General features: G+C 31.7%; 23 protein-coding genes. 5 read left to right on the top strand and 18 right to left on the bottom strand.

The annotated features are described in order from the left end of the window. Positions 1 to 7 precede the first annotated feature (7 nt). The 12 genes from KAR88_RS00275 to lepA all read right to left on the bottom strand — a co-directional run bounded on the left by KAR88_RS00275 (position 8) and on the right by lepA (position 11,476). Positions 8 to 1,123: an ABC transporter substrate-binding protein gene (locus KAR88_RS00275; protein ID WP_002783301.1), complete on the bottom strand. Its 1,116-nt coding sequence runs from the start codon at positions 1,121 to 1,123 to the stop codon at positions 8 to 10. A 35-nt stretch (positions 1,124 to 1,158) separates the two neighbouring features. Beyond that, complete coding sequence (locus tag KAR88_RS00270; RefSeq protein WP_002779047.1) at positions 1,159 to 1,590, bottom strand: c-type cytochrome; 432 nt, start codon at positions 1,588 to 1,590, stop codon at positions 1,159 to 1,161. A gap of 9 nt (positions 1,591 to 1,599) precedes the next feature. Next, positions 1,600 to 1,800: a mini-MOMP protein gene (locus tag KAR88_RS00265; RefSeq protein WP_002779049.1), complete on the bottom strand. Its 201-nt coding sequence runs from the start codon at positions 1,798 to 1,800 to the stop codon at positions 1,600 to 1,602. Between the two features lie 53 nt (positions 1,801 to 1,853). Further along, positions 1,854 to 2,360: a YqhA family protein gene (locus tag KAR88_RS00260; RefSeq protein WP_002779051.1), complete on the bottom strand. Its 507-nt coding sequence runs from the start codon at positions 2,358 to 2,360 to the stop codon at positions 1,854 to 1,856. Between the two features lie 13 nt (positions 2,361 to 2,373). Next, positions 2,374 to 3,405: an aspartate-semialdehyde dehydrogenase gene (locus KAR88_RS00255; protein WP_192801221.1), complete on the bottom strand. Its 1,032-nt coding sequence runs from the start codon at positions 3,403 to 3,405 to the stop codon at positions 2,374 to 2,376. Next, on the bottom strand, positions 3,405 to 4,703 hold the full coding sequence (locus KAR88_RS00250; RefSeq protein ID WP_002790196.1) for a sigma-54 dependent transcriptional regulator: 1,299 nt from the start codon (positions 4,701 to 4,703) through the stop codon (positions 3,405 to 3,407). Before KAR88_RS00250 ends, KAR88_RS00255 begins: the two co-directional genes overlap by 1 nt. Before the next feature lie 48 nt (positions 4,704 to 4,751). Continuing rightward, positions 4,752 to 5,201, bottom strand: coding sequence for a hypothetical protein (locus KAR88_RS00245; protein ID WP_002779058.1), 450 nt, complete (start codon positions 5,199 to 5,201; stop codon positions 4,752 to 4,754). Beyond that, the gene (gene flgP / locus KAR88_RS00240; protein WP_002779060.1) at positions 5,177 to 5,698 is read right to left on the bottom strand and encodes a flagellar assembly lipoprotein FlgP; all 522 of its coding nucleotides are present in this window, start codon (positions 5,696 to 5,698) and stop codon (positions 5,177 to 5,179) included. The genes KAR88_RS00245 and flgP overlap by 25 nt, the downstream gene beginning before the upstream one ends. Positions 5,699 to 5,765: 67 nt before the next feature. Beyond that, the gene (gyrA, locus tag KAR88_RS00235; RefSeq protein ID WP_002788054.1) at positions 5,766 to 8,333 is read right to left on the bottom strand and encodes a DNA gyrase subunit A; all 2,568 of its coding nucleotides are present in this window, start codon (positions 8,331 to 8,333) and stop codon (positions 5,766 to 5,768) included. Positions 8,334 to 8,372: 39 nt separating this feature from the next. Beyond that, positions 8,373 to 8,948, bottom strand: coding sequence for a phosphoribosyltransferase family protein (locus KAR88_RS00230; RefSeq protein ID WP_002779063.1), 576 nt, complete (start codon positions 8,946 to 8,948; stop codon positions 8,373 to 8,375). Then, positions 8,945 to 9,589 (bottom strand): outer membrane lipoprotein MapA, encoded by a 645-nt coding sequence (mapA, locus tag KAR88_RS00225; RefSeq protein WP_002779064.1) that lies wholly within the window; start codon positions 9,587 to 9,589, stop codon positions 8,945 to 8,947. Before mapA ends, KAR88_RS00230 begins: the two co-directional genes overlap by 4 nt. A gap of 90 nt (positions 9,590 to 9,679) precedes the next feature. After that, positions 9,680 to 11,476, bottom strand: a complete 1,797-nt coding sequence (gene lepA, locus KAR88_RS00220) for a translation elongation factor 4 (RefSeq protein ID WP_002837927.1) — start codon at positions 11,474 to 11,476, stop codon at positions 9,680 to 9,682. A gap of 125 nt (positions 11,477 to 11,601) precedes the next feature. Here lepA and cmeD point away from each other — a divergent pair, with 125 nt between their 5' ends. From cmeD to cmeF, 3 genes are read left to right on the top strand one after another with little or no spacing between them, the layout of a single operon-like run. Continuing rightward, complete coding sequence (cmeD, locus tag KAR88_RS00215) at positions 11,602 to 12,876, top strand: multidrug efflux RND transporter outer membrane subunit CmeD (RefSeq protein WP_002779066.1); 1,275 nt, start codon at positions 11,602 to 11,604, stop codon at positions 12,874 to 12,876. After that, positions 12,873 to 13,613 carry a multidrug efflux RND transporter periplasmic adaptor subunit CmeE gene (cmeE, locus tag KAR88_RS00210; RefSeq protein ID WP_002779067.1) on the top strand — a complete coding sequence of 247 codons (741 nt, stop codon included), beginning with the start codon at positions 12,873 to 12,875 and terminating at the stop codon, positions 13,611 to 13,613. The genes cmeD and cmeE overlap by 4 nt, the downstream gene beginning before the upstream one ends. Before the next feature lie 2 nt (positions 13,614 to 13,615). Further along, the gene (cmeF, locus tag KAR88_RS00205) at positions 13,616 to 16,633 is read left to right on the top strand and encodes a multidrug efflux RND transporter permease subunit CmeF (protein WP_002829852.1); all 3,018 of its coding nucleotides are present in this window, start codon (positions 13,616 to 13,618) and stop codon (positions 16,631 to 16,633) included. 23 nt (positions 16,634 to 16,656) lie between these two features. Here cmeF and KAR88_RS00200 read toward each other — a convergent pair whose 3' ends face one another. Genes KAR88_RS00200 through KAR88_RS00185 form a run of 4 tightly spaced genes read right to left on the bottom strand, consistent with a single transcriptional unit; the run spans position 16,657 to position 19,862 of the window. Then, on the bottom strand, positions 16,657 to 17,463 hold the full coding sequence (locus KAR88_RS00200; RefSeq protein ID WP_002779069.1) for an adenylosuccinate lyase: 807 nt from the start codon (positions 17,461 to 17,463) through the stop codon (positions 16,657 to 16,659). 1 nt (position 17,464) lies between these two features. Continuing rightward, positions 17,465 to 18,184, bottom strand: coding sequence for an arginyltransferase (locus KAR88_RS00195; protein ID WP_002779070.1), 720 nt, complete (start codon positions 18,182 to 18,184; stop codon positions 17,465 to 17,467). Beyond that, positions 18,184 to 18,420: a hypothetical protein gene (locus KAR88_RS00190; RefSeq protein WP_057030710.1), complete on the bottom strand. Its 237-nt coding sequence runs from the start codon at positions 18,418 to 18,420 to the stop codon at positions 18,184 to 18,186. Before KAR88_RS00190 ends, KAR88_RS00195 begins: the two co-directional genes overlap by 1 nt. Beyond that, positions 18,420 to 19,862, bottom strand: a complete 1,443-nt coding sequence (locus KAR88_RS00185) for an acetyl-CoA carboxylase subunit A (RefSeq protein ID WP_002779072.1) — start codon at positions 19,860 to 19,862, stop codon at positions 18,420 to 18,422. Before KAR88_RS00185 ends, KAR88_RS00190 begins: the two co-directional genes overlap by 1 nt. A gap of 134 nt (positions 19,863 to 19,996) precedes the next feature. On the opposite strand from KAR88_RS00185, the gene ftsW reads away from it, so the two are divergent. Together ftsW and murG are read left to right on the top strand one after the other, a co-directional pair. After that, positions 19,997 to 21,160 carry a putative lipid II flippase FtsW gene (ftsW, locus tag KAR88_RS00180; protein ID WP_002779074.1) on the top strand — a complete coding sequence of 388 codons (1,164 nt, stop codon included), beginning with the start codon at positions 19,997 to 19,999 and terminating at the stop codon, positions 21,158 to 21,160. Beyond that, positions 21,157 to 22,173, top strand: a complete 1,017-nt coding sequence (gene murG, locus KAR88_RS00175) for an undecaprenyldiphospho-muramoylpentapeptide beta-N-acetylglucosaminyltransferase (protein ID WP_002779076.1) — start codon at positions 21,157 to 21,159, stop codon at positions 22,171 to 22,173. Before ftsW ends, murG begins: the two co-directional genes overlap by 4 nt. Here murG and KAR88_RS00170 read toward each other — a convergent pair. Beyond that, a complete protein-coding gene (locus tag KAR88_RS00170; RefSeq protein WP_002779078.1) occupies positions 22,166 to 23,326 on the bottom strand; it encodes a CynX/NimT family MFS transporter in 1,161 nt (386 codons plus the stop codon). The genes murG and KAR88_RS00170 overlap by 8 nt on opposite strands. Positions 23,327 to 23,333: 7 nt before the next feature. Then, a complete protein-coding gene (locus tag KAR88_RS00165; RefSeq protein ID WP_002783315.1) occupies positions 23,334 to 24,188 on the bottom strand; it encodes an ATP-binding protein in 855 nt (284 codons plus the stop codon). Positions 24,189 to 24,244 lie beyond the last annotated feature (56 nt).

The raw sequence follows: 24,244 nt of genomic DNA, 5'->3' as shown, positions 1-24,244 counted from the left end.
CTTTTCCTTATGGATTGATTAAAGTTTTATAAACTTGCTTGCCATCTTGTATTTCTTTTATAACAACAGGACGAATTGCATTACCGCTTGCATCAATGCTAATAATTCCACCCACACCTTCATAATTGCTTGTTTGATGGATTTTTTCATTGATACACTCGCTAGTAAGTGTATTTTGGCAAGCATTCATAGCATTTAGCATTACATAATAAGCATCCGCACCCATAGCTGAAAAAGCTGGAAGATTTGCATTGCCTTTTATTTTTTCATATTCATTGATAAAAGTTTTACCACGAGCAGTAGAAGGGTTACTTGAGTCAAAACTATCTGTAAAAACCACTCCATTTACAGCAGTTGAGCCCAAATCTATAAAAGTTTGATTATTAACCCCATCTCCGGCAGCTAATAATTTATCAAAACCAATTTGTTTAGCTTGTCTAGCAATAAGAGCAGCTTCAGGATGATAAATTGGCATATAAACAAAATCAGGATTTAAACTTTTAAGCTGTGAAACTACAGCTCTAAAATCTTTATCGCCTGAACTGATTGCAAGTTTTTTGATCACCTTACCGCCATTCTCTTTTAAAGATTTTTCAAAAGCTTTTGCAAGTCCTAAAGAATAAACATTACTTTGATCTATAATAACAACAGCATTTTTAAGGTTTAATTCTTTTGTAACATAACTCGCAAATTTATCCCCTTGAAAACTATCGCTAAAGCACACACGAGAAGCGTATTTTTTGCCCTCTAGAAGTTTATCTCCTGAAGCTACTGGAGCAATGAGTGGAATTTTTTTATCTTCTACAATTGATATAGCTTGTATAGTATTTGGCGTGGTAGCCTCTCCTATAATCCCTATAACCTTATCTTGCGCTATAAGACGATTTACTGCACTTGTAGTTTCAAGTTTATCGCCTTTAGTATCAATAACGATTAACTTTACTTCATCACCATTATCTAACTTAGCATTTAATTTATTAGCAAGTTCTATACCATTAAAAACATCTTGCCCATAAGCAGCCACTGGTCCTGTTAATGGCAACACTACTCCTAAATTAATTGTTTTTGCATATAAACAATTTGCCAAAGCTAAGGCACTAAAAACTAAAGTAACTTTTTTCATCTTATCCATCCTTTCATTAAATTAAACTCAATATTTTATTTTAAAAAAGTATTATGTTTCGTTTTTTGCGGTGGTTCTTCTTCTAATAAATCTTTCACTTGCAAATCAACAGCAAAATTTCCACCCTTGATATACGCAATGATATTATCCATATCATCGTGGCTTAAATTTCTAGCATAAAAAGCCATTTGTGAAGCATTAGCAGAAGTACTACCATCAAGAGTATAACCCACCAAGGCCGCTTTAATATCCTCAGGAGACATATCTTTTAATACTCTAGAACCTGCGACACTTTTTTCAGCATTATCTCCATGGCAAGTATTGCATTTATTTTTAAAATATAAATCCTTGGCTTGAACCATATCGTATTGTTTATTTGCATCAAAAGTATAAGTAAAAAAAGACTTCAAATTTATACCAAAAAGCGCTACAACAAAAATCGAAAAAATTGTCAAGTAACGAAACATATCCTACCTCTATTTTATAGTGATTTCGGTGCGGTTTGTAACATTGTGTTTTTTGTTTTTATTATCTGTTTTTTTAACCCTTTGCGTCTCGTATCTATAGCGCACAACGCCCGAAACTTCAACATCTTTAAAAACTTCATCTAAGGGAGCCGCATAAGAAAAAGTTAAAACATTAATTACCGCCAATAAAATCAAAAATAGCTTTTTCATAATCACCCTTACAAACCAAAATTTTAATTATATCAAAAAAAGATAATCAAGCCTCAATGTCCGCCCTTGTGTAAAAAATAAAGCCCCACACAAAGAGCTAAAATAGATCCGGCAAGAAAAGCCATATCTGTAGGAGTAGCAAATTTCATTTGTAATACCCTTTGAAAGAAATTTACTACCAAAACCATGATAATCACTTTTGCAAGCTTATCTTTAAGCTGATCTAAACTATGCACCTCCAAGACTTTACTTTGCTTGGTTTGTTTAAATTCTTCTATCTCGCTAATAAAAAGTTCATACACTCCAAAAGAAAAAATAAATAAAACCAAAGCCATAAGATAAAGATCTACAGCTCCTATAATCAAAGCTACCACATCTTCATGTAAATCAATCTTGATTCCAGCGCTAAAGAAATATTGATAAGTATAAAGAATTACTTTTAAAACATCATAGCTTGCAATAAAAAATAAAACAAAAGCGCCCACAAGACCGAATATTACGGGTAAAATTGTAACAATACGACTTTTAACAAGCAAGGATTCAAAAATTTTCTCTAACACTCTTTTACTCCTTTTATTTATTTTCTAATTCTAACCATTTTTGAGCAATGCGCACTGCATTTGTAGCAGCACCTACGCGAATTTGATCTGCTACGCACCAAAGATGAAGTATATTTTTATGTGCAACATCTAAGCGAATTCTACCCACATAGGTTTCATTTGTATCGCTAGTCATTAAAGGCATAGGATATTTTTTATCTTTTGGTTCATCTATAACAACAACACTTGGTGCATTTTGGAGTATATCTCTTGCTTTATTTACATCTACTTCTTTTGCAAAATGCATAGTAATTGCTTCACTATGACTTCTTAAAACTGGAACTCTTACACAAGTAGCTGAAATTTCTAAATTTTTATGAAGAATTTTTTGTGTTTCATTGATCATTTTAAGCTCTTCTTTTGTATAGCCATTATCCATAAATACATCAATTTGAGGAATCAAATTAAGTGCTAAAGTATGAGGAAATGTTTGAGCTTCAAATTCATCAAGCTTGAAAGCAAAAAAGCTTTGCATTGCGCGAACCAATTCTTCCATACCTTCCTTACCTGCTCCACTTGCTGCTTGATAGGTACTTACATCCACACGCTTTAAATCAAAAGCATCATTTAAAGGTTTTAAAATATGCACCATTTGTATAGTTGAACAATTTGGATTTGCAATGATACCTGTTTTTTTCCATTCTTTAATATCTTCAGGATTGCATTCTGGAACGACTAAAGGCACATCTTCTTCCATTCTAAAATGACTTGTGTTATCAATTACCACAGCACCTGCTTCTACAGCAAATTTAGCATATTTTTCACTTACACTTCCGCCTGCACTAAAAAAAGCTATATCTACAGGATTTTCTCTAAAAACATCCTCGGTAAGCTCTTTTATTGTATAAGATTTGCCTCTAAATTCTATTTGATTACCTGCGCTTTTTGCACTAGCCAAAGGCAAAATACTCTCAACTGGAAAATCAAGCTCATCTAATACATTTAAAAGCTCTTCTCCAACCGCACCTGTTGCTCCAACTATAGCTATTTTTTGTTTTTTTGACATTATTTTTCCTTTATTTTGTATTGTTTGATTTTATTGTTTAAATTTTCTATACTCATTCCAAGTTCGTTGCTTACTTTTTCTTTATCAAATTCACATTGCTCTAAAATTTGCTCTAGCAATTCTTTTTCTAAATTTTTTACATCTTTTTTTACACTTCTTGCTTCTAAAAATAAATCTTGTTCTGAAATTTCTAATCCCTCGCTTAAAATACAAGCACGCTGAACTATAGAAATAAGCTCTCTTATATTGCCTGGAAAATTATATTCAAGCAAAGCTTTTTGAGCTTCTTGACTTATTTTTTTCATTTCGAGCTCATACTCTTTACAAGTATTTTCTAAAACTTTTTGCGCTATGCCCAAAATTTCTTCTTTTCTTTCTCTTAAAGGGGGTATATTAATAGGAACTGTATTTAAACGATAATACAAATCCGATCTAAATTCTCCATTATCGATCTTATCTTGCAAATTTGCATTGGTCGCACTAATAATCCTTACATCTATTTTGATACTTTTAGTACTTCCAAGTCTTGTGATTTCTTTTTCTTGCAAGGCCCTTAAGAGTTTGGCTTGAATTTCATAAGGCATTTCACCTATTTCATCTAAAAATAAAGTTCCATTATTTGCCATTTCAAAAAGTCCTATTTTGGTGGCATTAGCATCAGTAAATGCCCCTTTTTCAAATCCAAAAAGCTCACTTTCTATCAAATTTGAAGGGATGGCAGCCATATTGATAGCTACAAAAGGCTTTTGGGAGCGTTTAGAATTTTGATGAATAAAACGTGAAAAAACTTCTTTACCCACGCCACTCTCACCAAAAAGCATAACTGATGCATCTGTTTTAGCAGCCTTTTGACTCAAGCTTAAAACTTGTTCTAATTTATCAGAACTCGAGAAAAAACCATTTTCTTGTTTTTCTTCTTGCTTTTTTATTTTTTTATCCGCAGTTTTTTCTCGAATAACTTTTGCACGCTTGATAGCCTCAACCAAAGTTTCTATATCAAAAGGTTTAGTTAAAAAATCCTTCACACCTAAGCGTACCGCTTCTATGGCGCGATTTAAAGTTGCATTTCCTGTCATAATGATAAAATCATATTTATTTTCACAAGCCTTAATAAATTCTAGTCCATCAATTCCAGGCATATTAATATCTGTAATAATCAAATCTGTATCTGAATCAATTTTTTTTAAAGCTTCTGTGGCTGATTTGTAAGATTTTATTTGAAATTCTTCATATTCCCCAAGAGCTATTTCAAGGGATTTTCGCATATTGATATCATCTTCAACAATCACCAAATTCATAACTAGCCTTTGATTTTTTAGCAAATAATAGCAAAATACGGCTTAAATTTACTTTTTTTTAAGATAGTAAATCAAAGCATTTCTTTCTCCAAATTCTACACTAAAACGCAAAGGTAAAATTTTAACATAGGTTTCATTTTGTGCTTTTAACAAGTCTGTTTTGACTATATCTTTTACAGAAATTCTAGCACCCATAAAACAATCACTTAATTCATCTTTATGGGCATTTAAAAAATCAAATTTAATAGCCTTAGACATATCATCATCTATCATACCCAATTCTGTTCTTGGAAGTTTTTTTAAATCATCATCAGTATAAGAAATTTCGCAAGCAAATTCACTTATAGTATTTTCACTACGCGTCATTGCAGGGGATAAATTTTGACTTTGATGAAAAAGGATTAAATTTTTGTTAGAAAGTTCTGCCCAAAATATAAATTCATCTTGGGCAATTAGTTTAAAACTAAAAAATATTAATAAGCAAACAATTCTTTCCACTTGTCCGCATCAATCTTAAGTTCTACATTAACTCTGTAAAGGCCTTGATTAAAATTCTCATCAATTATGCTAGCATTTTTAATTAAACCATTTACTTGTGCAGTGATGGTTGAGCTTCTAAGCATTGCATCTTTTACAGTATCTTTACCATTAACTTTAACGCCATAAAGCTTACTTGCAAGCTGTCTATAAGCATCTGTAATTGCGGCTCTTTTTGCTAATGCTAAAGCTTGAGCACTTGAAACAGTATTAAGAGGAGCAATTCCTTCTCCTACAGCACTAAAACTAAGCTCACTTTCGCTTACATCAGGAGCTAGCATTTTTTCTTCTCTAATAATATCACGAACATCGTCTTTATCCACTTTTTGAACAACAATATCCGATGCTTGAGCTGAAGTACTTGGACTATTTGGATTTTTAGCTGTAGTACTGTTTGTACTCGCTGTACACCCTGCAAAAATTCCTGCTATTATTAGCATAAAATAAAATTTTTTCATATTTACACCTTCAAAATATTGTAATTATTTGATAAAAAAGCAAAAAGCGTTCCAACTCAAATAACTATTATAAATTTAAATCTAAGTTTTCATCGCTTATTTCATCCTCAAGCTCTTCTTTAGGACATTTAGCGATGCTAACCACCTCGTCATTTTCAACATTAACCACAATAACACCACTGGTATTACGCCCCGCTTTTCTAATGCTTTGCATATCAACGCGTATCATTTTACCACTGCTTGTTAGTGCCATTAAATCCATACTTTCATCTACAATTACAACGCTAATAAGCTCTTTGGTTTTATCGGTTAACTTCATACAAATGACACCTTTTCCGCCTCTGCTTTGAAGTCTATATTCTCCCGCATTTGTTCGCTTTCCTATACCCTTAGCGCTGATACTTAAAATCTCTTGCTCATCATTTTCTATAACAACAGCACCTACTAATTCGTCATTTTTCTCTTTAAACTTAATAGCTGTTACCCCACGACTTACGCGACCAATCTCACGCACTTTTGCAAGAGGAAATTTAATACACATACCCTTTTTAGTCACTGCAAAGAGCATTTTACCCTTAATGGATTCAATTAAATTTTCATCAGAGTTTGTATTTTCATCATTAAGACTGTCATCATCTAAAAGTCCTGTTTCTTCATTCTCATCTCTTTGAACGATAATAGCAGTAACTAATTCATCATTTTCATCTAAGTTAATCGCTTTTACACCCACACTTCTGATATTTTGATATTCACTTAAATTGGTGCGTTTTACTATACCATTTTTAGTAAAGAAACATAAGGATTTGTTTTCATCAAAATCAGTAGTCGGAATGATAGCCATGATTTTTTCATCAGCTTGTAAATTAATCAAATTAACAACCGCTTTTCCTTTAGCTGTTCTTGAGCCTTCAGGTATCTTATAAACTTTCAACCAATAAAGCTGTCCTCTATCAGTAACAAACATTAATGTATCATGAGTATTAGCAGTAAAGAAACTTTCGATAAAATCATCATCATAAGTCGTTACAGCAAGCTTACCTTTTCCACCGCGTTTTTGTTTTTCGTATTGTTTACTTGGCACTCTTTTAATGTATCCACGATGAGTAATGGTTACAACCATATTTTCATTAGGAATCAAATCTTCAATATCAATATCATCATAATCATCTTCTATTTGCGTAATACGCGGCACATCAAATTTGCTTTTTATCTCTTTTAATTCATCGCGGATAAGATTTTCTAGCAAAGTTTCGCTTTTTAAAATCTCATCAAGTCTTGCGATTTCTTTCATAAGCTCTGCAAGTTCATTTTCAATTTTTTCTCTTTCAAGTCCTGTTAAACGGCCGAGTTTCATATCTAAAATCGCATTAGCTTGAAGCTCGGTAAGTCCAAATTTAGCTACCAAAGAATCTCTTGCTGTAGTATTATCAGGACTATTTTTAATTAAAGCTATAACTTCATCAATATTATCTAAAGCTATTTTTAAACCTTCTAAAATGTGAGCTCTTGCTCTTGCTTTTTGAAGTTCAAAAATTGTTCGTCTGATAATCACTGTTTTTCTATGGTTTAAGAAAAGATTTAAAAGTTCAATTAAAGAAAAGATTTTTGGCTCTTTGTTGTGAATAGCAAGCATAATCACACCAAAAGTACTTTCCATTGTAGTAGATTTAAAAAGATTATTAAGCACTATCTCACTCATCGCCTCACGCTTGAGTTCGATTACAACACGAATTCCTTCTCTATCACTCTCATCTCTAACTTCTGAAATTCCTTCGATTTGCTTTTCTTTTACAAGCTCTGCAATTTGTTCTATGAGTCTTGCTTTATTAGTCTGATATGGAAGTTCATCTATAACGATAATGTCTTTATTGGATTTTTTTTCTATGTGAGTTTTAGCTCTTATTTTTACTCTACCACGCCCTGTGCGATAAGCTTCGATAATGCCTTTTTTGCCATAAATTATCCCACCCGTTGGGAAATCAGGACCTTTGATAAATTGCATCAAATCTTCTAAACTAGCATCCTTATGATCAAGCAAATACAAAAGTCCATCTACAAGCTCGTTAAGACTATGCGGAGGAATATTTGTCGCCATACCTACAGCAATACCACTAGAGCCATTTAATAATAAATTTGGCACCCTAGCAGGTAAAACATCGGGCTCACTCATAGAATCATCGTAGTTTGGAACAAAATCTACCGTATCTTTATCTATATCGCGTAAAAGCTCTTCTGCTAAAATTGTCATTCTAGCTTCAGTATAACGCATTGCAGCAGCGCCATCACCATCGATAGAACCAAAGTTTCCTTGTCCATCGATACTTGGATAACGCATAGAGAAATCTTGAGCCATTCTAACCAAAGCATCATAAACTGCTATATCTCCATGTGGATGATACTTACCGATAACATCCCCTACTATACGAGCAGATTTTTTATATGCACTTCTACTTCCTACGCCAAGATCATTCATAGCATAAAGTATTCTTCTGTGAACAGGCTTTAAGCCATCTCTAGCGTCAGGAAGTGCACGACCGATAATAACGCTCATAGAATAATCTAAATAACTACTTTTAATAGAATTTTCTATATCTATAAGTTCAATATCAGAATCTTTATTAAAAATATTCTCCATCAATTTTCCTTCGCAATTTCAAACTATTATTATAGCATATTAAACTTTTGCATCAGCTAAAACAACCGCAAAAAGAACAGAAATTTTATTTTTTTCTAAAAATTGCTTAGCTTCAAGTAAACTAGAACCCGAAGATACAATATCATCTACCAAGATTACAGGATTGTTAATTTTTTTTAAAAGTTTAAATTTTCTTTTATTGTCTTGTCTAAATTTTAAACTTTTTCCAGAATACTTTAGATGATTTTGTGCATGTAAGGCACCAAATATAGGCTTAATAAATTCTGTCTTTAAATATTTTGCTAAGATGGCTGAATGAGAATAAAGTAAATTTTCAACTCTATCATCTAAAGGAATAACATTAATTTGCTCATTTACAGAAAAAAAATTTTTAAATTTAAAAAAACTTAATTTTGCCAAGAAATGAAATACAAAATAACCATAAAATTTATGTTTAGCGTGCAAAAGATGTTTAATCTCATGATATTTATAAAAAGAATAAACTTTAAAATCTTTTTCAAGTTCTCTTACGCCTAAAGAAAATTCCGATAATTCTTCAGCGCAATGATGACAAAAACAAAGCAGAGTAAAAACTCCGCAATTTAAACATTTCAAAGCTCTGAGATTATGCTTGCTGCTTTATTTGCCATCTGTTTAATCAGTAAATGTGTGTAAAAACTGATATCTTTTAAATTTTCAAAACCTTGAACATCTTGTTTGGTGCGTAAAGTGAATTTTTTATTTTTATTAATATCACTCAAGCTTAATACTCCAACAAGTCTTGAATGAAGTCCTAGACTATCTTGTTTTGCACTATAACCCGTAAAAGCAAGATCAATTTTAGTTACATAAGGTGAATTGGCTTTATTATCATCAAGGACGATAATACCTCTTGCTTCAAGCTCTTGTTTTAAATAAACATAAAAAATAGCATTAAAATCAAGATTTACAAATAATTTTTGCCCATTGGCATTAAGCACTTTTTGCTCTTCTTTTAAATCATAAAATCTATGCAAGTAGACTTTTTTGAGAGCCACACCCGTATCTAAAGTTCTTTTATTTGCACAACATTGTATCCCAATATCGCTAACATATAAAAGGCCTTTGATTTTTGCCTCAAAACCACTAGAACTCTCGCAAGGAACACACTGAGAAGCTTTAGAAAGCTGATTTACTTGAGTAAAAGTATTTTGTTTGCTCGCACAAGCATTTAAAAATAAAGCCAATGCTATAAAAAATAAAATTTTCTTATTCATCTTTTTCTCCTTAAAAAATATTTTGAAAAATATTTTTCTAAATTGTATTAAAAATACAAGCAAATTTCAAGCCAAGTTTTAAATTTATCATCAATCTATCTTTAAAACACTCAAAAAAGCCTCTTGAGGTAAATTTACCTTACCTATAGCTTTCATTCTTTTTTTACCTTCTTTTTGCTTTTCTAAAAGCTTTCTTTTTCTAGTAATATCCCCACCATAACATTTTGCTGTCACATTTTTACCCATGGATTTAACAGTTTCTCTTGCGATGATTTTATTGCCTATGCTTGCTTGAATGGCCACTTCAAAAAGCTGTCTAGGAACTATTTCTTTCATAGCACTAACAAGTTCTCTTCCTTTACTTTGCGCTTTTTCATTAGGCACGATAATGCTTAGCGCATCAACATTTTCACCCGCTACCTTAATATCAAGTTTTACCAAATCCCCTACTCTAAATTCTATAGGCTCATAATCAAAACTCGCATAACCTTTTGTTAAGGACTTTAATTTATCATAAAAATCCATCACAATCTCATTTAAAGGCACATCATATTCTAGCAAAACACGCTCAGGTGTGATATAGTCCATTTTAACCTGCACTCCTCTTTTGCGATTTAAAAGAGTGATTAAATTCCCTAAAAATTCACTTGGAGTAATGATAGTAGCTTTAACATAAGGCTCTTTTATATGATCGATTTTATTAACAGGAGGAAGCTCGCTAGGATTTTGAATTTTAATAAGCTCTCCATCGGTTTGATAAATTTCATAAGTCACAGTTGGAGCTGTAGCAATCAAATCAAGATTAAATTCTCTCTCAAGCCTTTCTTTGATAACTTCCATATGTAAAAGCCCTAAAAATCCTACCCTAAAACCAAAGCCTAAGGCCAAAGAAGTTTCAGGCTCATAAGTAATAGAACTATCATTAAGCTTTAATTTATCCAAAGCATCTCTTAAATCTTCAAATTTATCCGTTTCTATAGGATAAAGTCCCGCAAACACAAAAGCTTTAGCCTTTTCAAAACCACCTATGGCTTCTTTAGCTTTGTTTTTTACCAAAGTGATGGTATCGCCTACTTGTACATCACCTACGGTTTTAAGCCCTAAAACCACCACACCTACTTCGCCTGATTGTAAAGATTGAGTTTTAATTGGACTTAAAGGGTGGGGATAAAAAAGATCTTGAACTATATGTTTTTTATCCGTACTCATGACTAAAACTTCATCGTTTTTAGCAATACTTCCTTCATAAATCCTAACCAAAGCCAAAGCCCCTAGATAATTATCAAACCAAGAATCATAAATTAAAGCCTTAGTAGGAGCTTCATCATCTGTTTTTGGTGCAGGGATTTTAGTAATAATTGTTTCTATAAGCTCTTTTATACCCACTCCTGTTTTTGCACTCACACAAATTGCATCTTTGCAATCTATACCTATAATATGCTCGATTTCATGCTTTACTTTCTCAACATCAGCATTAGGTAAATCGATTTTATTAATCACAGGAATGATTTCAAGATTATTTTCAAGCGCTATATAAACATTAGCTATAGTCTGTGCTTCAACACCTTGAGAAGCATCTACTACAAGCAAAGCTCCTTCACAACTTGCCAAAGAACGACTCACTTCATAAGAAAAATCCACATGGCCAGGAGTATCAATAAGATTTAAAACAAAATTTTCATTATTAAATTTATAATTTAAACGCACTGATTGTGCTTTTATGGTGATACCACGCTCTTTTTCTATATCCATAGTATCCATAACTTGTGAACTCATCTGCCTATCGCTAATAGCACCACACTCACTAATAATCCTATCTGCAAGAGTAGATTTTCCATGATCTATATGAGCTATAATAGAAAAATTTCTAATATTTTTTACCGACAAAATTTCATCCTAAATATAAAATTTTAAAGCTAGGATTTTAACAAAATTTATGTTTAAAACAAATAAATTTTATTTTATATAAAAAACTTCAATTGAAATTTATATAAAGCATATTAAAATATCAAATGCTTGAAAAATATTTAAAATCAGCTATATTTTTAGCTCTTTATCCCTTAGCAATGTTAGCTTCTAATTTGCACGAATTTATAGCACTAAGTCAAAATAATGAATCCTATCTCATTAAGCAAATGCAAAGCGAACAAGCAAATTTAGACAAAGAACAAGCTTTTAGAAATTACCTACCCTCTCTTAGTCTAAACTCAGCTTATGTAGCCAACAATAAAGATCGCTTCATTATCGATCCACAAGAAAGTTTATTTGCTAAAGTTTCTCTTAATTTTTTACTTTTTGATGGGGGTGCTAGAGAGGCTAATTTAAGAGCTTTAGAAAGCAAAGAAAAATTAAGCCTTTTAGACAAAGAACAAAGCAAAAATTACCTTGCCCTAAATGCAATCACACTTTATTTTAACACCCTAAGTCTTAAAAAAATTTTACTAGCAAATCAACAAAAAGTAGCTTTTTTAAAATCAACTTTTGAAAGATTGCAAAAATTTTACGACGCAGGACTTAGCCCTAAAGATGAACTTGAAAGCATTAAAGCTAAATACCATTTAAGCTTATTAGAGCTCAGTCAAAATGAATTAAAACTTGCCAATATACAAAAAGAGATTAAAATTTTAAGTGATACAGATTTTAAAGTGCAAGGGAATGCTTTTTTAGAAAATCCGCAACAAGAAAAAAGTCAAAACTATGAAGTAATGATAGCTAAAGAACAAATCAATCTTGCTAAAGAAAGTGTAAATTTAGCAAAAGCTGAATATTTTCCAAAATTTTATATTCAAGATAATTTTAACTTTTATAAAAACAATTATAATCCAAAAGTTCCAGCTCCTTTTGTAAACTTAGCAGATCAATTCTTAGAAAAATATTCTCAAGGTAATCAGTTTATTTTAGGTATGGAATGGAAAATTTTTGATTTCAATGCAAGGGCTAAAGAAGTTGAAAAAGAGCGTTTAAACGTTCAAATAGCCAATGCAAACGCAAGATTTAGTGAGAGAAAAAATAAAGAAGAATTAAATTATTTAGACAAAAGTTTAAAAGTTTTACAAGAACAAATTTTAGCTCTTAATCTTAGCTTAAATGCTGCAAATTTGGCTTTTGAAAGTGTAGATAAAAAATACCAAGCAGGACTTGTTTCTTATGTGGAATATCTTCAAGCTTTAGAGGCTAAATTTAAAGCACAAAGCGATTTAGAGCTTGCTAAAAATGAATTTGAAATTACTAAAGCAAATTATTATTTTAATGCGGGTATAGATCTTAATTCAAAGGTTAAAGAATGAAAAAAATTCTATTTTTACTTCTTGCTTTTAATTACGCCTTTGGCGAAGAAATTTACGCGAGTTTCAATGTAGAAGCATCAAAACAAAGCAAGCTTACCCTTGAAAGCATAGGTTTAGTTCAAAAAATTCCTGTAGAAATTGGACAAAAAGTCAGCAAAGGAGAACTTTTACTTGCTCTTGATCAAGAAAGTGAAAAAATAGCTCTTCAAAATGCTCAAAATTCTTATCAACTTGCCCTTGTAGAATACGAAAATACTAAAAGTAGAATGCAAAAAATCAAAGCTGTAGAAAATGTTATAGACAAACAAAGCTATGAAGATATGAAAGCTAAATTTGATGCAGCTAATTTAAATTTAATCAAAGCAAAAATCAATATAGCTTATTATAAAAATATCATGGCAAAAAAAGAATTGCGTGCACCTTATGATGCTATTATCGCAAACAAATTTATACAAGTGGGCGAAGGAGTAGGAGGAGTAGCTCAACCTTTGATAGAAATTTTTTCCTATCCACAAAGCAAACTGATTTTAAGTTTTGATGAAAAATATAAAGATAAAGTTAGATTAGGCGATGATTTCTTTTATAAAATCGATCAAAATGGTACAGAATTGAAAGGAAAAATCAGCCTTATTTATCCAAGTATAGAAGTAAAAACAAGAAAAATTTATGCTGAAGTGCAAACCACAAATCTAACACCAGGGCTTTTTGGTGAAGGTAGAATCATCACTAAAGATTAAAAATGTTTAAACTAGCTATAAACCGACCTATTACCGTGCTAATGTTTTTCTTAGCTCTTATGATTTTTGGGCTAATCTCTGCTTTTAGCATGAGTGTAAATTTATTTCCTAATGTTTCCATACCTCTTATAAAAATCACAAGCAAGATAAATGGGGATTTAAATTTCGTAGAATCAAAAGTCACTAAAGAAATAGAAAATGCTTTAAGTGAAATCGATGGAGTAAAGACCATAACCTCAACTGCATATGATAATTTTAGTGTAAGTGTAGTTGAGTTTAAACTGGGTAAAAATCTTGAAGTAGCTGCCAATGATGTGCGTGATAAAATAGGAACTTTAAGCCTACCTTCTAAGCCTGAAATTGAAAAAATCAGTTCAGATTCTGGTTCTGCTATTTCACTTTTTCTATATTCTAAAGATAAATTACAACTCATGCGTGAAATTAATGATAAAATCAAGCCTTTTTTGCAAAGGATTGATGGGGTAGGAAAAATCGAAGCTAAGGGGTTTTTAGAACCCCAAATTCGCATAGAATTAAAACCAAACGAACTTAGAAAATACAATCTTAACGCCCTTGATGTAGCAAATATCATCAAAAGTCAAAATTTTAAACAAGCCCTAGGTGAACTTAACAACAATCAAGATAACTATATCATCAAAGGCTATTTTGAAGCCACAAATTTAGAAGAACTTAGCAATCTTCGCATAAAAACAGGAGTATTTTTAAGTGATATTGCTAATATTTCAAGCCTTTATGAAGATGAAAAACAAAGTGCTTTATACGAAGGTAAAGAAGGGGTGCTTTTAGAACTCGGAAAAATCACAAATTATAACACCCTTGAAATGATTAAAAATGTCAAAAATGCCTTGCCTATTTTAGAAAAACAAATTCCAAAAGATATAAGCATTAATATGCTTTATGATAAAAGCTTAAATATCCACAAGCACCTTTCTCAAGTGATTTTTGATATGGTTTTGGGGATTTTTCTAACCCTTGTTATCGTGTTTTTATTTTTAAGAAATTTAAGTGCAACTCTCATTGCTTGCATAGCTATACCTACTTCTATCATTTCAACTTTTTTTATTATCGATCTTTTAGGCTATGATTTAAACCGCTTAACTTTTATAGCTTTAACCTTAAGCATAGGAATTTTTATCGATGATGCTATAGTAGTGATTGAAAATATTGCTAAAAAACTAAAAACTTATCCGCCTTTACAAGCTGCTTTTTTAGGTATCAATGAAATAGGTTTTAGCGTTTTAAGCATAAGTATAGTTTTACTTTGTGTTTTTATCCCTATTTCTTATATGAACTCTATATCAGGGCTTTTTTTCAATGCCTTAGGCATAAGCGTTGCAAGTGGGATAGTTATAAGCTTTTTGGTTTCTGTATTTTTAATACCTAGTATTGGGGCAAGATTTTTAAATCCAAAAGAAAGCAAGTTTTATGAAAAAACAGAAGCTTTTTTTGAAAAAATAGAGCAAAAGTATGAAAATTTACTCTATAAAATTTTACAAAATAAAGTAAAATTTATCCTAGCCACTCTTGTTTTTATAGGGTTTTCTTTTGCTTTAGCCACTCGCATAGGGCTTGATTTTTTACCTATGGAAGATGATAGTGAAATTCAAGTTTTGCTTGAAAGCAAAAAGGATTTAAGTTTAGAAGCCATGAAAGAAAAAAGTTTAAATTTGCTTGAAAAAATCAAAAATGATAGCAATGTCAAATACGCTTTTTTACTTGTAGGCTATGATGATGCCAAAGATGCTACAAAGGCTAAAATTTATGTTAAACTTAAAAATTTAGACGAAAGAAATTTAAGACAAAGTGCCATAGTAAGTTTATATCGTCAAAAATTTCAAGATGAAAGTTTAAAAATCAAAATTTTAGAACTTCCAAAGATAGAGGGTGCAGGCATTGATGATCCCGTGCAATTTTTAATCTTAGGAGATGATTTAAACACTCTAAAAGAAGCTGCTTCTCAGGCAAAAGAAATTTTAGGCACTAATGCACGCATTGTAGATATAAGTGATAATGCTAATGCTACAAAAGATGAAGTAGCCTTACACATCAACAAAGAAAAAGCCAAACTTTTAGATGTCAATCCTCAATATATCGCTGGGGTTTTAGGGTATTCTTTCTCGCAACTTAGCGTAGGAAGCATGGATAGAGGCAATTCAAAAGATGATATTATCCTAAGTTTTGCTCCAGAATTTAAAAAAGACATAGAAGCTTTAAAGCGCATTAGCATTAAAAACAACCAAGGTATAAATTTAGAACTTTCAAGCGTGGTGGATTTTATATACAGTAAAGATTTAAAAACTATCAATCGTTACAATAAAAACCGCTCTGTGAAAATCACAGCTGGAGTGAATGATCTTTCCTTAGGAGCGGTGCAAAAACTTTTACTAGATAATATGGATAAAATTTTAAATAACAATCCAAGTCTTAGCTATGCTTTTTCAGGCTTTATCAATCTTTTAGGTGAAACCGTGCAAGGTTTTGCTATGGCAGTAGCACTTGCTTTTGTTTTAATTTATCTTGTTTTAGCCGCACTTTATGAAAGTTTTATTCTGCCTTTAATCATCATGATAACCATGCCTTTAGCCTTTGGCGGAGCTTCTATAGGGCTTTTTATCACAGGGCATAATTTTTCACTTTTTGTACTTATTGCCATCATCTTACTTTTTGGTATGGTAGGGAAAAATGCTATTTTACTCGTAGATGTAGCTAATAAAAAATGCCATGAAGGTTTAGATCCCGATAAAGCTCTTTTAATCGCTGGAAAATCGCGCTTAAGGGCTATATTGATGACAACTTTTGCTATGATTTTTGCTATGCTCCCACTTGCTCTTTCAAGGGGTGCGGGCTATGAAGCTAATTCTCCTATGGCAATAGCCATTATCTTTGGACTTATAAGTTCGACTTTGCTTACCTTACTCGTAGTACCTGCACTTTTTAAATTTTGTTTTAAACTAGATAGCAAATTAAGAAAAATTTATGAGAGAGAAAAATTAAATTAACCAAAATGATTAATTTAATTTTTTTAAGTATTATTCTTATAAAGTGCTTTTAAGTTATCATAGGCGATTTGTATTTTTTCAAACTGTTCTCTTGCGTAAGCTTTTTCTATTGCACTTTTTCCTTGATGAAAATCAGGATGATAAAGTTTTACCAAAATCAAATATTTTTGTCTGATTTCACTAAGATCATTTTGCGGAGTGCATTCTAAAGTATTAAAATAATTACTAAAAAGCTTAGCTAAAGCATTAAATTTCCATTTCATATTTTCTTTATTGTGAATATTTTGGCGAAATTTTTTATACTCTTCGCGGTCAACTTCAAAATTCACGCAATATTTTAAATGCTCGCTCTCATTTGCAAAAGCTTCAAAAAGTTCAAGGGTATTCTCGTTTTTATATTCTAAAATTAGAATATTTGTCATTTCATTATATTCTATATTATGATCTTGAAAATAATTTCTTATATAAGTAATAAATAATTTTTCATTAGAGCTTAACTTCATCAAAATTCTACCCGCAACAAAATCAATCTTGATAAACAACATAGGCTTAAGCATATTATTTTGCTCAAAAATTAATCTAAAAGTTTTAAAATGAGCATCTTGTAAATTCTCTATACCTTCATTTGTGCTTTTACGATATTTTTGATCTAAAACTTTTAAGAAATAACGGCGCTGTGGAATTTCATTTTCTTCAAAAAAAGAAAAAATTTTATTTTTACGCCCTACTACCTTTGTGAAATTTTTGGTAATTAAGTCTTTAAAATACTGAAAAACATTAATATCATCGGTATTAACATTGATAGTTTCTAAAGTTTGCACGATCTGCATCTCATCTCTCCCATAAAATCTCATTCTCAAAAAGCTCTTTTGTGCCTTTTAAAATTTCATTGGGTGTATAATCGGCTTTATACGATAAAGATTGACACTTTTTTACAAAATATCCCAAATAAATATATTTTAATTTTTCTTTTTTGGCTATCTTTATTTCGCTAAGTAAAGAAAATTTACCCAAAGAAAGATGAGAAAAATCTGGATCATAAAAGCAATAAATACTAGAAATTCCATCTTCAAGCCAATCGATTAAATCCACACAAACAAGCTTATCCTCCACATAAAAAGCAAGCTCATAGCCAAAATTCATAAATCCATCAACATAAAGATTGTAATATTGTCTGAAATTTAAATCATATCTTTTCCAAGTTTTTTTCTCTTCCATAAAGCGGTGATATTTATCATACAAAAACAAATGCTCATTACTTAGTAAAGGTTTTCTTAATATGATTTTGGTATTTGTGTTTTTATTGATCACTCTTCTTTCGCTGCGCGAAAATTGATATTCATCTACTAAAATTCTAAGGCTTAAACATTCTTTGCAATCCTTGCAAATAGGACGAGAAAAATACCTACCAAAACGACGCCAGCCACGCCTGATAAGCTCGCTATTAATTTCCTTAGAGCAATTTTCTATATATTTGTACTCTATCCTAGAACGCCTATCTTTTAGATAAGGACATTCGTCTTCAAGAGTACAAAAACCAATTTCTAGCATTAAATTTTCTTAATATCTGCATTTTTAATAAATTCCAAAAACTCATCCTGTAATTTCTCTTGTTTTAAAAAAACTTCTTGCATTTCTTTATCTAAGTTCATTTCTGGTAGCTGTGTTTTTATCTCTTCATTAAAATGCTTCATATCCTTTTTATTTGAATTTTTAGGGCTTTTTTGCTCCTTAGAATGAGTTTGCATTTCTTTTTTTATGCTCTTAAGACTATCAAAAAAATCCATTATTCTCTACTTTCGCGTATTTTCTTTAAAGTAGCTGCGATTGCAGCGATAACTTCTTCTTTATTATCTTGATGGCGATCTTCGGTATTTTCTAATAATTCTTGCATATGAGTTTCTATGAAAGAAGTGTCAAAATACCCTCTTCTAAATTCTCTTGTTTTAGTAATCGCGATCAAAAATGGTATAGTTGTTCTAATATCTATGGTAAATTCTTTCAAAGCTCTTTCAAGTTTATTAACCGCTAAATCATAACTTGTAGCTTTTATGATTAATTTTGCAAGCATAGAATCATAATAAGGAGGCACGGTATAATCTTTATAAATATGACTGTCCACCCTTACAGATGGTCCAAGTGCTGGATAATACTCCCCTATCTTACCTGGACTTGGAATGAAATTTTTCCATACATTTTCAGCCGTAATCCTTGCTTCTATAGCAAAACCTCTTGGCTTGATATCACTTTGTTCTAGATCTAAAATTTCCCCGCCTGCGATACGAATTTGACGCACGATCAAATCCACACCCGTAATTTCTTCAGTTACAGGATGTTCTACTTGAATTCTTGTATTCATTTCCATAAAATAAAAGCGGTTATAATCATCAAGTAAAAATTCTATAGTCCCCGCATTTGTATAGCCAACAGCCTTAGCAGCAGCCACAGCAGTAACACCCATAGTTTTTCTTAGATTGTCTGAAATTCCAGGACAAGGTGCGATTTCGATCACTTTTTGATGTCTTCTTTGGATAGAACAATCCCTTTCGCAAAGATGGATAATATTTCCATAATTATCCCCTAAAATTTGAAATTCTATATGGCGAGGATTGACTACATATTTTTCCATAAATACTTCATCATTGTTAAAATAAGTCAATGCTTCTCTTTTACACGAATCAAAAGCATTTTCTAATTCTTCTTCTTTATGAACGACGCGAATTCCTCGTCCGCCACCACCTCCTGAAGCCTTTAAAATCACAGGATAGCCTATTTTTTCTGCAAATACTTTGATTTCATCCATACTATAAGCATTTAATTTTTCTGTTCCTGGAACGATAGGAATCCCATTTTGAGCCATTAATTTACGAGCTATGTTTTTATTTCCCATTTTGTGGATAACTTCAGATTTTGGACCTATAAAAATAATTCCTGCTTCCTCACAAGCTTTAGCAAAATCATAATTTTCACTTAAAAATCCATAACCAGGATGTATAGCATCAGCCCCACAAGCTTTAGCAATTTCTATAATTCTTCCTACATCCAAATAACCCCTTATAGCATCTGTGCCTATGCGATAAGCTTCATCGGCAATTTTTACATGCAAACACTCACGATCAGGTTCTGTAAAAACCGCAACACTTTTAATATGTAAATCCCTACAAGCACGGATTACACGGACAGCTATTTCAGCACGATTTGCTATAAGAATCTTATGAATTTGTACCATAATTTGCCTTTATAAATTTTATTTACATACTCATATTCTAGCAAAATATCCTTACAAAAACTTAGCAAAAAATTTAATTTATTTTAGTTATAATAAACTTTTAAATTATTCCGAAAGAAAAATTACAATTTTACATGATTGCCGATAAAAAATTATTTTATTTAAGTTGCATTTTAATAAGCATAGGTATAGTATTTTCATATTCTCTTACTGTTTTTACTGTGCTTTTTTTTGATTATAATGAATTTCACTTTTTTATACGCCAACTCTTTTTTGGGCTTAGCGGTATATTAATCATGTTTTTTATTTCTCGTCTTGATCCTGATAAAATACTTGCTAAAAGAATTATCCTAGCCATACTTATAGGCTCTTTTATATGTATTATTATCCTGCCTTTTTTACCCTCTGCTTTGGCGACTGCTAGTGGGGGCGCAAAGCGTTGGATTCGCTTAGGACCTCTTTCTATTTCACCTGTGGAATTTTTTAAAATAGGACTGATTTATTTTTTAGCTTGGAGTTATACAAGACGCATTGATGATAGCAAAAAAGCGATTAAGCATGAAGCTTTAATTCTCTTGCCTTATTGTATTTTAGCTTCTATCGTGATAGGCTATATTTACATCACACAAAATGATTTAGGGCAAAGCGTTATTTCTTTCTTTTTAATTTTAGCTCTAGCTTTTTTTGCAGGTGCTAGCAAAAGACTTTTTGCCTTTGGAATTTTAATCATTATGATGATAGGAATCATGGTAATTTTTAGCAATCAAAGGCGTATCCAAAGGATAGCTTCTTGGTGGGGAAATATACAAGATGCTTTCTTGCCTATGCTTCCTGATTGGATGGCAGATGCTTTAAGGGTAAGTGGCAATAGCGAGCCTTATCAAATTTCACACTCCTTAAATGCCATAGCTCATGGAGGGTTATTTGGTGAAGGACTTGGGCTAGGTACTTTTAAACTTGGTTTTTTAAGTGAGGTGCATACTGACTTCGTTCTTTCAGGCATCACAGAAGAGATAGGACTTTTTGGCTTGGGGCTTATTTGTTTTATTTATCTTTGGATGATTTTAAGAATTTTTAGAATTGCAGGAAGATGTGAAGAAAAACAAGATTTTATATTTTGTTCAGGCATTGCTTTGCTTTTACTCTTTTCATTCTTTATGAATGCCTTTGGTATCATTTCTCTTACGCCTTTAAAAGGGGTTGCAGTACCTCTTTTAAGCTATGGGGGAAGTTCAATGTGGGCAATTTGTATAGGAATTGGATATGTTTTAATGATTTCAAAAAAGGTTAAATTATGACAATAGTTCTAACAGGTGGCGGAACGGGTGGACACCTAGCCATTGTGCGATGTTTACTAGAAAGTGCGATTAAAAAAAACATAGAGTGTGTTTATATAGGAAGTCAAAATGGTCAAGATAGAGCTTGGTTTGAAAGCGAAACTCGTTTTAAAGCGAAATTCTTTTTAAGTTCTCGTGGGGTTGTCAATCAAAACAAACTTGGAAAAATCAATTCCTTACTCCACACATTCAAGCTTAGTAAAGAATGTAAGCAAATCTTTAAAGATTATGATATCAAAGCGGTTTTTAGCGTAGGAGGATACAGTGCTGCTCCTGCTTCTTTTGCTGCTTTGTTTTCACACTTGCCTTTATTTATTCACGAGCAAAATTCAAAAAGCGGCTCTTTAAATAAACTTTTAAAGCCTTTTGCTAAGCAATTTTATAGCGCTTTTGAAAAAGAAATCGTACCCTACCCTGTGGCAGATAAATTTTTTGAAAAAGCAAGAATTCGCAAAGAATTAAAAAATATCATTTTTCTAGGCGGATCCCAAGGAGCTAAATTTATAAACGACTTAGCCTTAAACCTAGCTCCAGAACTTCAAAAAAAAGGCATTAATATCATTCATCAATGCGGAAAAAACGAGCTTGAAAAGTATCAACAAGCTTATAAAGACTTAAATATACAAGCTGATGTATTTGACTTTAGCCCTCATTTAGAAGAAAAAATGCAAAATGCAGATTTGGCTATTTCGCGAGCGGGTGCAAGCACACTTTTTGAACTTTGTGCCAATACTCTACCAAGTATTTTCATACCCTACCCTCACGCTGCTAAAAATCATCAGTATTTTAATGCTAAATTTTTACAAGATAAAGCTTTATGTCAAATTTTTATGCAAAATAACACCTATCCTGATGAAATTTTAAAAGCTATATTCAAGCTAAATTTAGAAGATATTTCTACAAAGCTTAAAGATATGGCACAAAAAAATGGTGCAGATATTTTGCTTGAAAAGGCATTAAAGCTTATCAAATAACTTTGCTTTTATAGGCTAAATATCCAAAAATATTAACAAGTATGCCCACGATAAAAAGTATACAAATAGAGCTTGTAAAATTTCCAAACATATCATGGAAAAATCCTATGATCCATTGCCCTTGCGCTGCGATTAAATATCCAAACCCTTGAGCAAAAGCCGAAAGTCTTGCAGCTATTTTTGCATTAGAACTTTTTTGAGCGATAAAAAGCAAAGCGATGCCAAAAACACCACCCCAAGGAAACCCCACAATAAATGCAGCAAGCATAATCATAAACCGAGTATCAAATGCAAGTAAAATTCCAAAAGATACCGCATACATCGCGCACAATATAGCTATATAAGGCGTATGTAAACTCTTTTTAAGTTTTCCTAAAAGCAAGGGACCAAAAAGAGAGATTGGAGCGGCTACAAGTTGAGAAAAAAGTACTATATTGGTTGCAAAATCTTTATCATAGCCTTTTTCTACGATTATTTGCACATACCAAAAAAACAAAGAATAAGCCAAAAAACTTTGAAAACCCATAAAAAGAGTGATTTTCCAAGTGGTTGGATTTTTTAAAAGATTGATTTTTTTACTCTCTTTTTTCTTGGTACGAAAAAAGCGGCCATTTTTAGCTTGGGGATAATAAATCATTAAGGCAATAAAAGAAAAAACCGACCAAAAAACCATAGCACCCGCTAAATCAAATATATTTAACAAAGGCATAGATAAAGCAATTCCTGCTATAGAAGAAATGCTTAAAACAAGACTATAAATTCCCATCATACTTGCCATTTTTTTAGGAAATTTTTCCTTAATAAAACTTGGCAATAACACATTGGCAATAGCTATACCACAACCTATACCAAGCATTCCTAAAAATAAACCATAAACACCTAAATAAGAACGAATAAGTTCTGCGATAAAAATAAGAAAAATTCCAACAATAATCGCACGAATAGGAGAAAAATAACCCACTATAAAAGAAATGCTACCAAAAGCTATCAAAGGAAGGCTAGTAAGCACACCTGCAAGAGTGGAATTAAGATTATACTCATCTTGGATAATATCGATCATGGGTCCTATCGCAGTAATAGGAGCCCTAAGGTTAAATGCTACAATTATGACAATAGCAACATTTAACCAAAAAATTTTTCTAAAAGAAAGCATTAAATCCTTAATTTTTAAGTTCTACTTTAAGTATTTTACCTTCTACCATCTTAGGAATCCATAAAGTATCACCCTCTATAAAGATATCTGCAGGACCTTTGATAGAAGGCAAATCAAGCTTTAATGCTTTATCATCTTCTAAACGATAAATCACCCCGTTTAAATTTTCACCCCAAGAACTTACAAGCAAGGCATTTTCATAAGGAACGATTCCATCATAAGCTTCTTTTTCATTTTTAATCACGCTTAGTTTTTTGTCATTTAAATCATAACTCATCACAACACCGCCACTAGCACCATCTGGATGATATCCTGCTATAAAAAGCTTATCATTTTTTCTATCTAAGTAAAGTCCATTAGGACCGCCAAATTTAGCGATATCAAGTTTTAATAACTCATCATATTTTTTCGCTTTTAAATCCACTTTTAAAACAAGTCCTGTGCCTGTATCGCTTACCAAAAGTGTATCGTCATTTAGTTTTTCGATAGCATTTAGAAAAATTGCACCCTTTATAGGCAAATTAAACACTTCTTTTTTGCTTTTCAAATCAAAACCACGCACCACATCAATATCCACCACATAAAGCGTATTTGCAACTTCCATCATACCTTTTGGGGCATTTAGATTACTTATAAATTTATGCTCAAGCACTTTGCCATTTTTATCAAGCTTAGAGATAAAACCATCATTGTCTTTTGCCAAAGGCTCAAGTTTTTCACCTACATTAGATACATATACAGAATTTTTATCTACAAAAATACTTTCAGGGCTTTTAAAGCCATCAAATTCTTGATATTTCAACTCGCTTGCTCCAAGCAAACTTGCTCCAACAAGCGCTAAACTTAAAACATATTTTTTCATACTTTTCTCCTTTTGTTAAAAATATTTATGCTGATTATATTGATTTAGATAGAAAA

The sequence above is a fragment of the Campylobacter sp. JH23 genome (genome assembly GCF_017846595.1).
Taxonomy (GTDB): Bacteria; Campylobacterota; Campylobacteria; order Campylobacterales; family Campylobacteraceae; genus Campylobacter_D; species Campylobacter_D coli.
The sequence above is the reverse complement of the archived record's forward strand: the minus strand, read 5'-3'. Positions and strand labels throughout refer to the sequence as shown.

Coding starts and splice junctions, on each gene's coding strand:
- KAR88_RS00275 (WP_002783301.1), bottom strand. CDS start 1,123: ATGAAAAAAGTTACTTTAGTTTTTAGTGCCTTAGCTTTGGCAAATTGT.
- KAR88_RS00270 (WP_002779047.1), bottom strand. CDS start 1,590: ATGTTTCGTTACTTGACAATTTTTTCGATTTTTGTTGTAGCGCTTTTT.
- KAR88_RS00265 (WP_002779049.1), bottom strand. CDS start 1,800: ATGAAAAAGCTATTTTTGATTTTATTGGCGGTAATTAATGTTTTAACT.
- KAR88_RS00255 (WP_192801221.1), bottom strand. CDS start 3,405: ATGTCAAAAAAACAAAAAATAGCTATAGTTGGAGCAACAGGTGCGGTT.
- KAR88_RS00250 (WP_002790196.1), bottom strand. CDS start 4,703: ATGAATTTGGTGATTGTTGAAGATGATATCAATATGCGAAAATCCCTT.
- flgP (WP_002779060.1), bottom strand. CDS start 5,698: ATGAAAAAATTTTATTTTATGCTAATAATAGCAGGAATTTTTGCAGGG.
- gyrA (WP_002788054.1), bottom strand. CDS start 8,333: ATGGAGAATATTTTTAATAAAGATTCTGATATTGAACTTATAGATATA.
- mapA (WP_002779064.1), bottom strand. CDS start 9,589: ATGAATAAGAAAATTTTATTTTTTATAGCATTGGCTTTATTTTTAAAT.
- cmeD (WP_002779066.1), top strand. CDS start 11,602: ATGCTTGAAAAATATTTAAAATCAGCTATATTTTTAGCTCTTTATCCC.
- cmeE (WP_002779067.1), top strand. CDS start 12,873: ATGAAAAAAATTCTATTTTTACTTCTTGCTTTTAATTACGCCTTTGGC.
- cmeF (WP_002829852.1), top strand. CDS start 13,616: ATGTTTAAACTAGCTATAAACCGACCTATTACCGTGCTAATGTTTTTC.
- KAR88_RS00200 (WP_002779069.1), bottom strand. CDS start 17,463: ATGCAGATCGTGCAAACTTTAGAAACTATCAATGTTAATACCGATGAT.
- KAR88_RS00195 (WP_002779070.1), bottom strand. CDS start 18,184: ATGCTAGAAATTGGTTTTTGTACTCTTGAAGACGAATGTCCTTATCTA.
- KAR88_RS00190 (WP_057030710.1), bottom strand. CDS start 18,420: ATGGATTTTTTTGATAGTCTTAAGAGCATAAAAAAAGAAATGCAAACT.
- KAR88_RS00185 (WP_002779072.1), bottom strand. CDS start 19,862: ATGGTACAAATTCATAAGATTCTTATAGCAAATCGTGCTGAAATAGCT.
- ftsW (WP_002779074.1), top strand. CDS start 19,997: ATGATTGCCGATAAAAAATTATTTTATTTAAGTTGCATTTTAATAAGC.
- murG (WP_002779076.1), top strand. CDS start 21,157: ATGACAATAGTTCTAACAGGTGGCGGAACGGGTGGACACCTAGCCATT.
- KAR88_RS00170 (WP_002779078.1), bottom strand. CDS start 23,326: ATGCTTTCTTTTAGAAAAATTTTTTGGTTAAATGTTGCTATTGTCATA.
- KAR88_RS00165 (WP_002783315.1), bottom strand. CDS start 24,188: ATGAAAAAATATGTTTTAAGTTTAGCGCTTGTTGGAGCAAGTTTGCTT.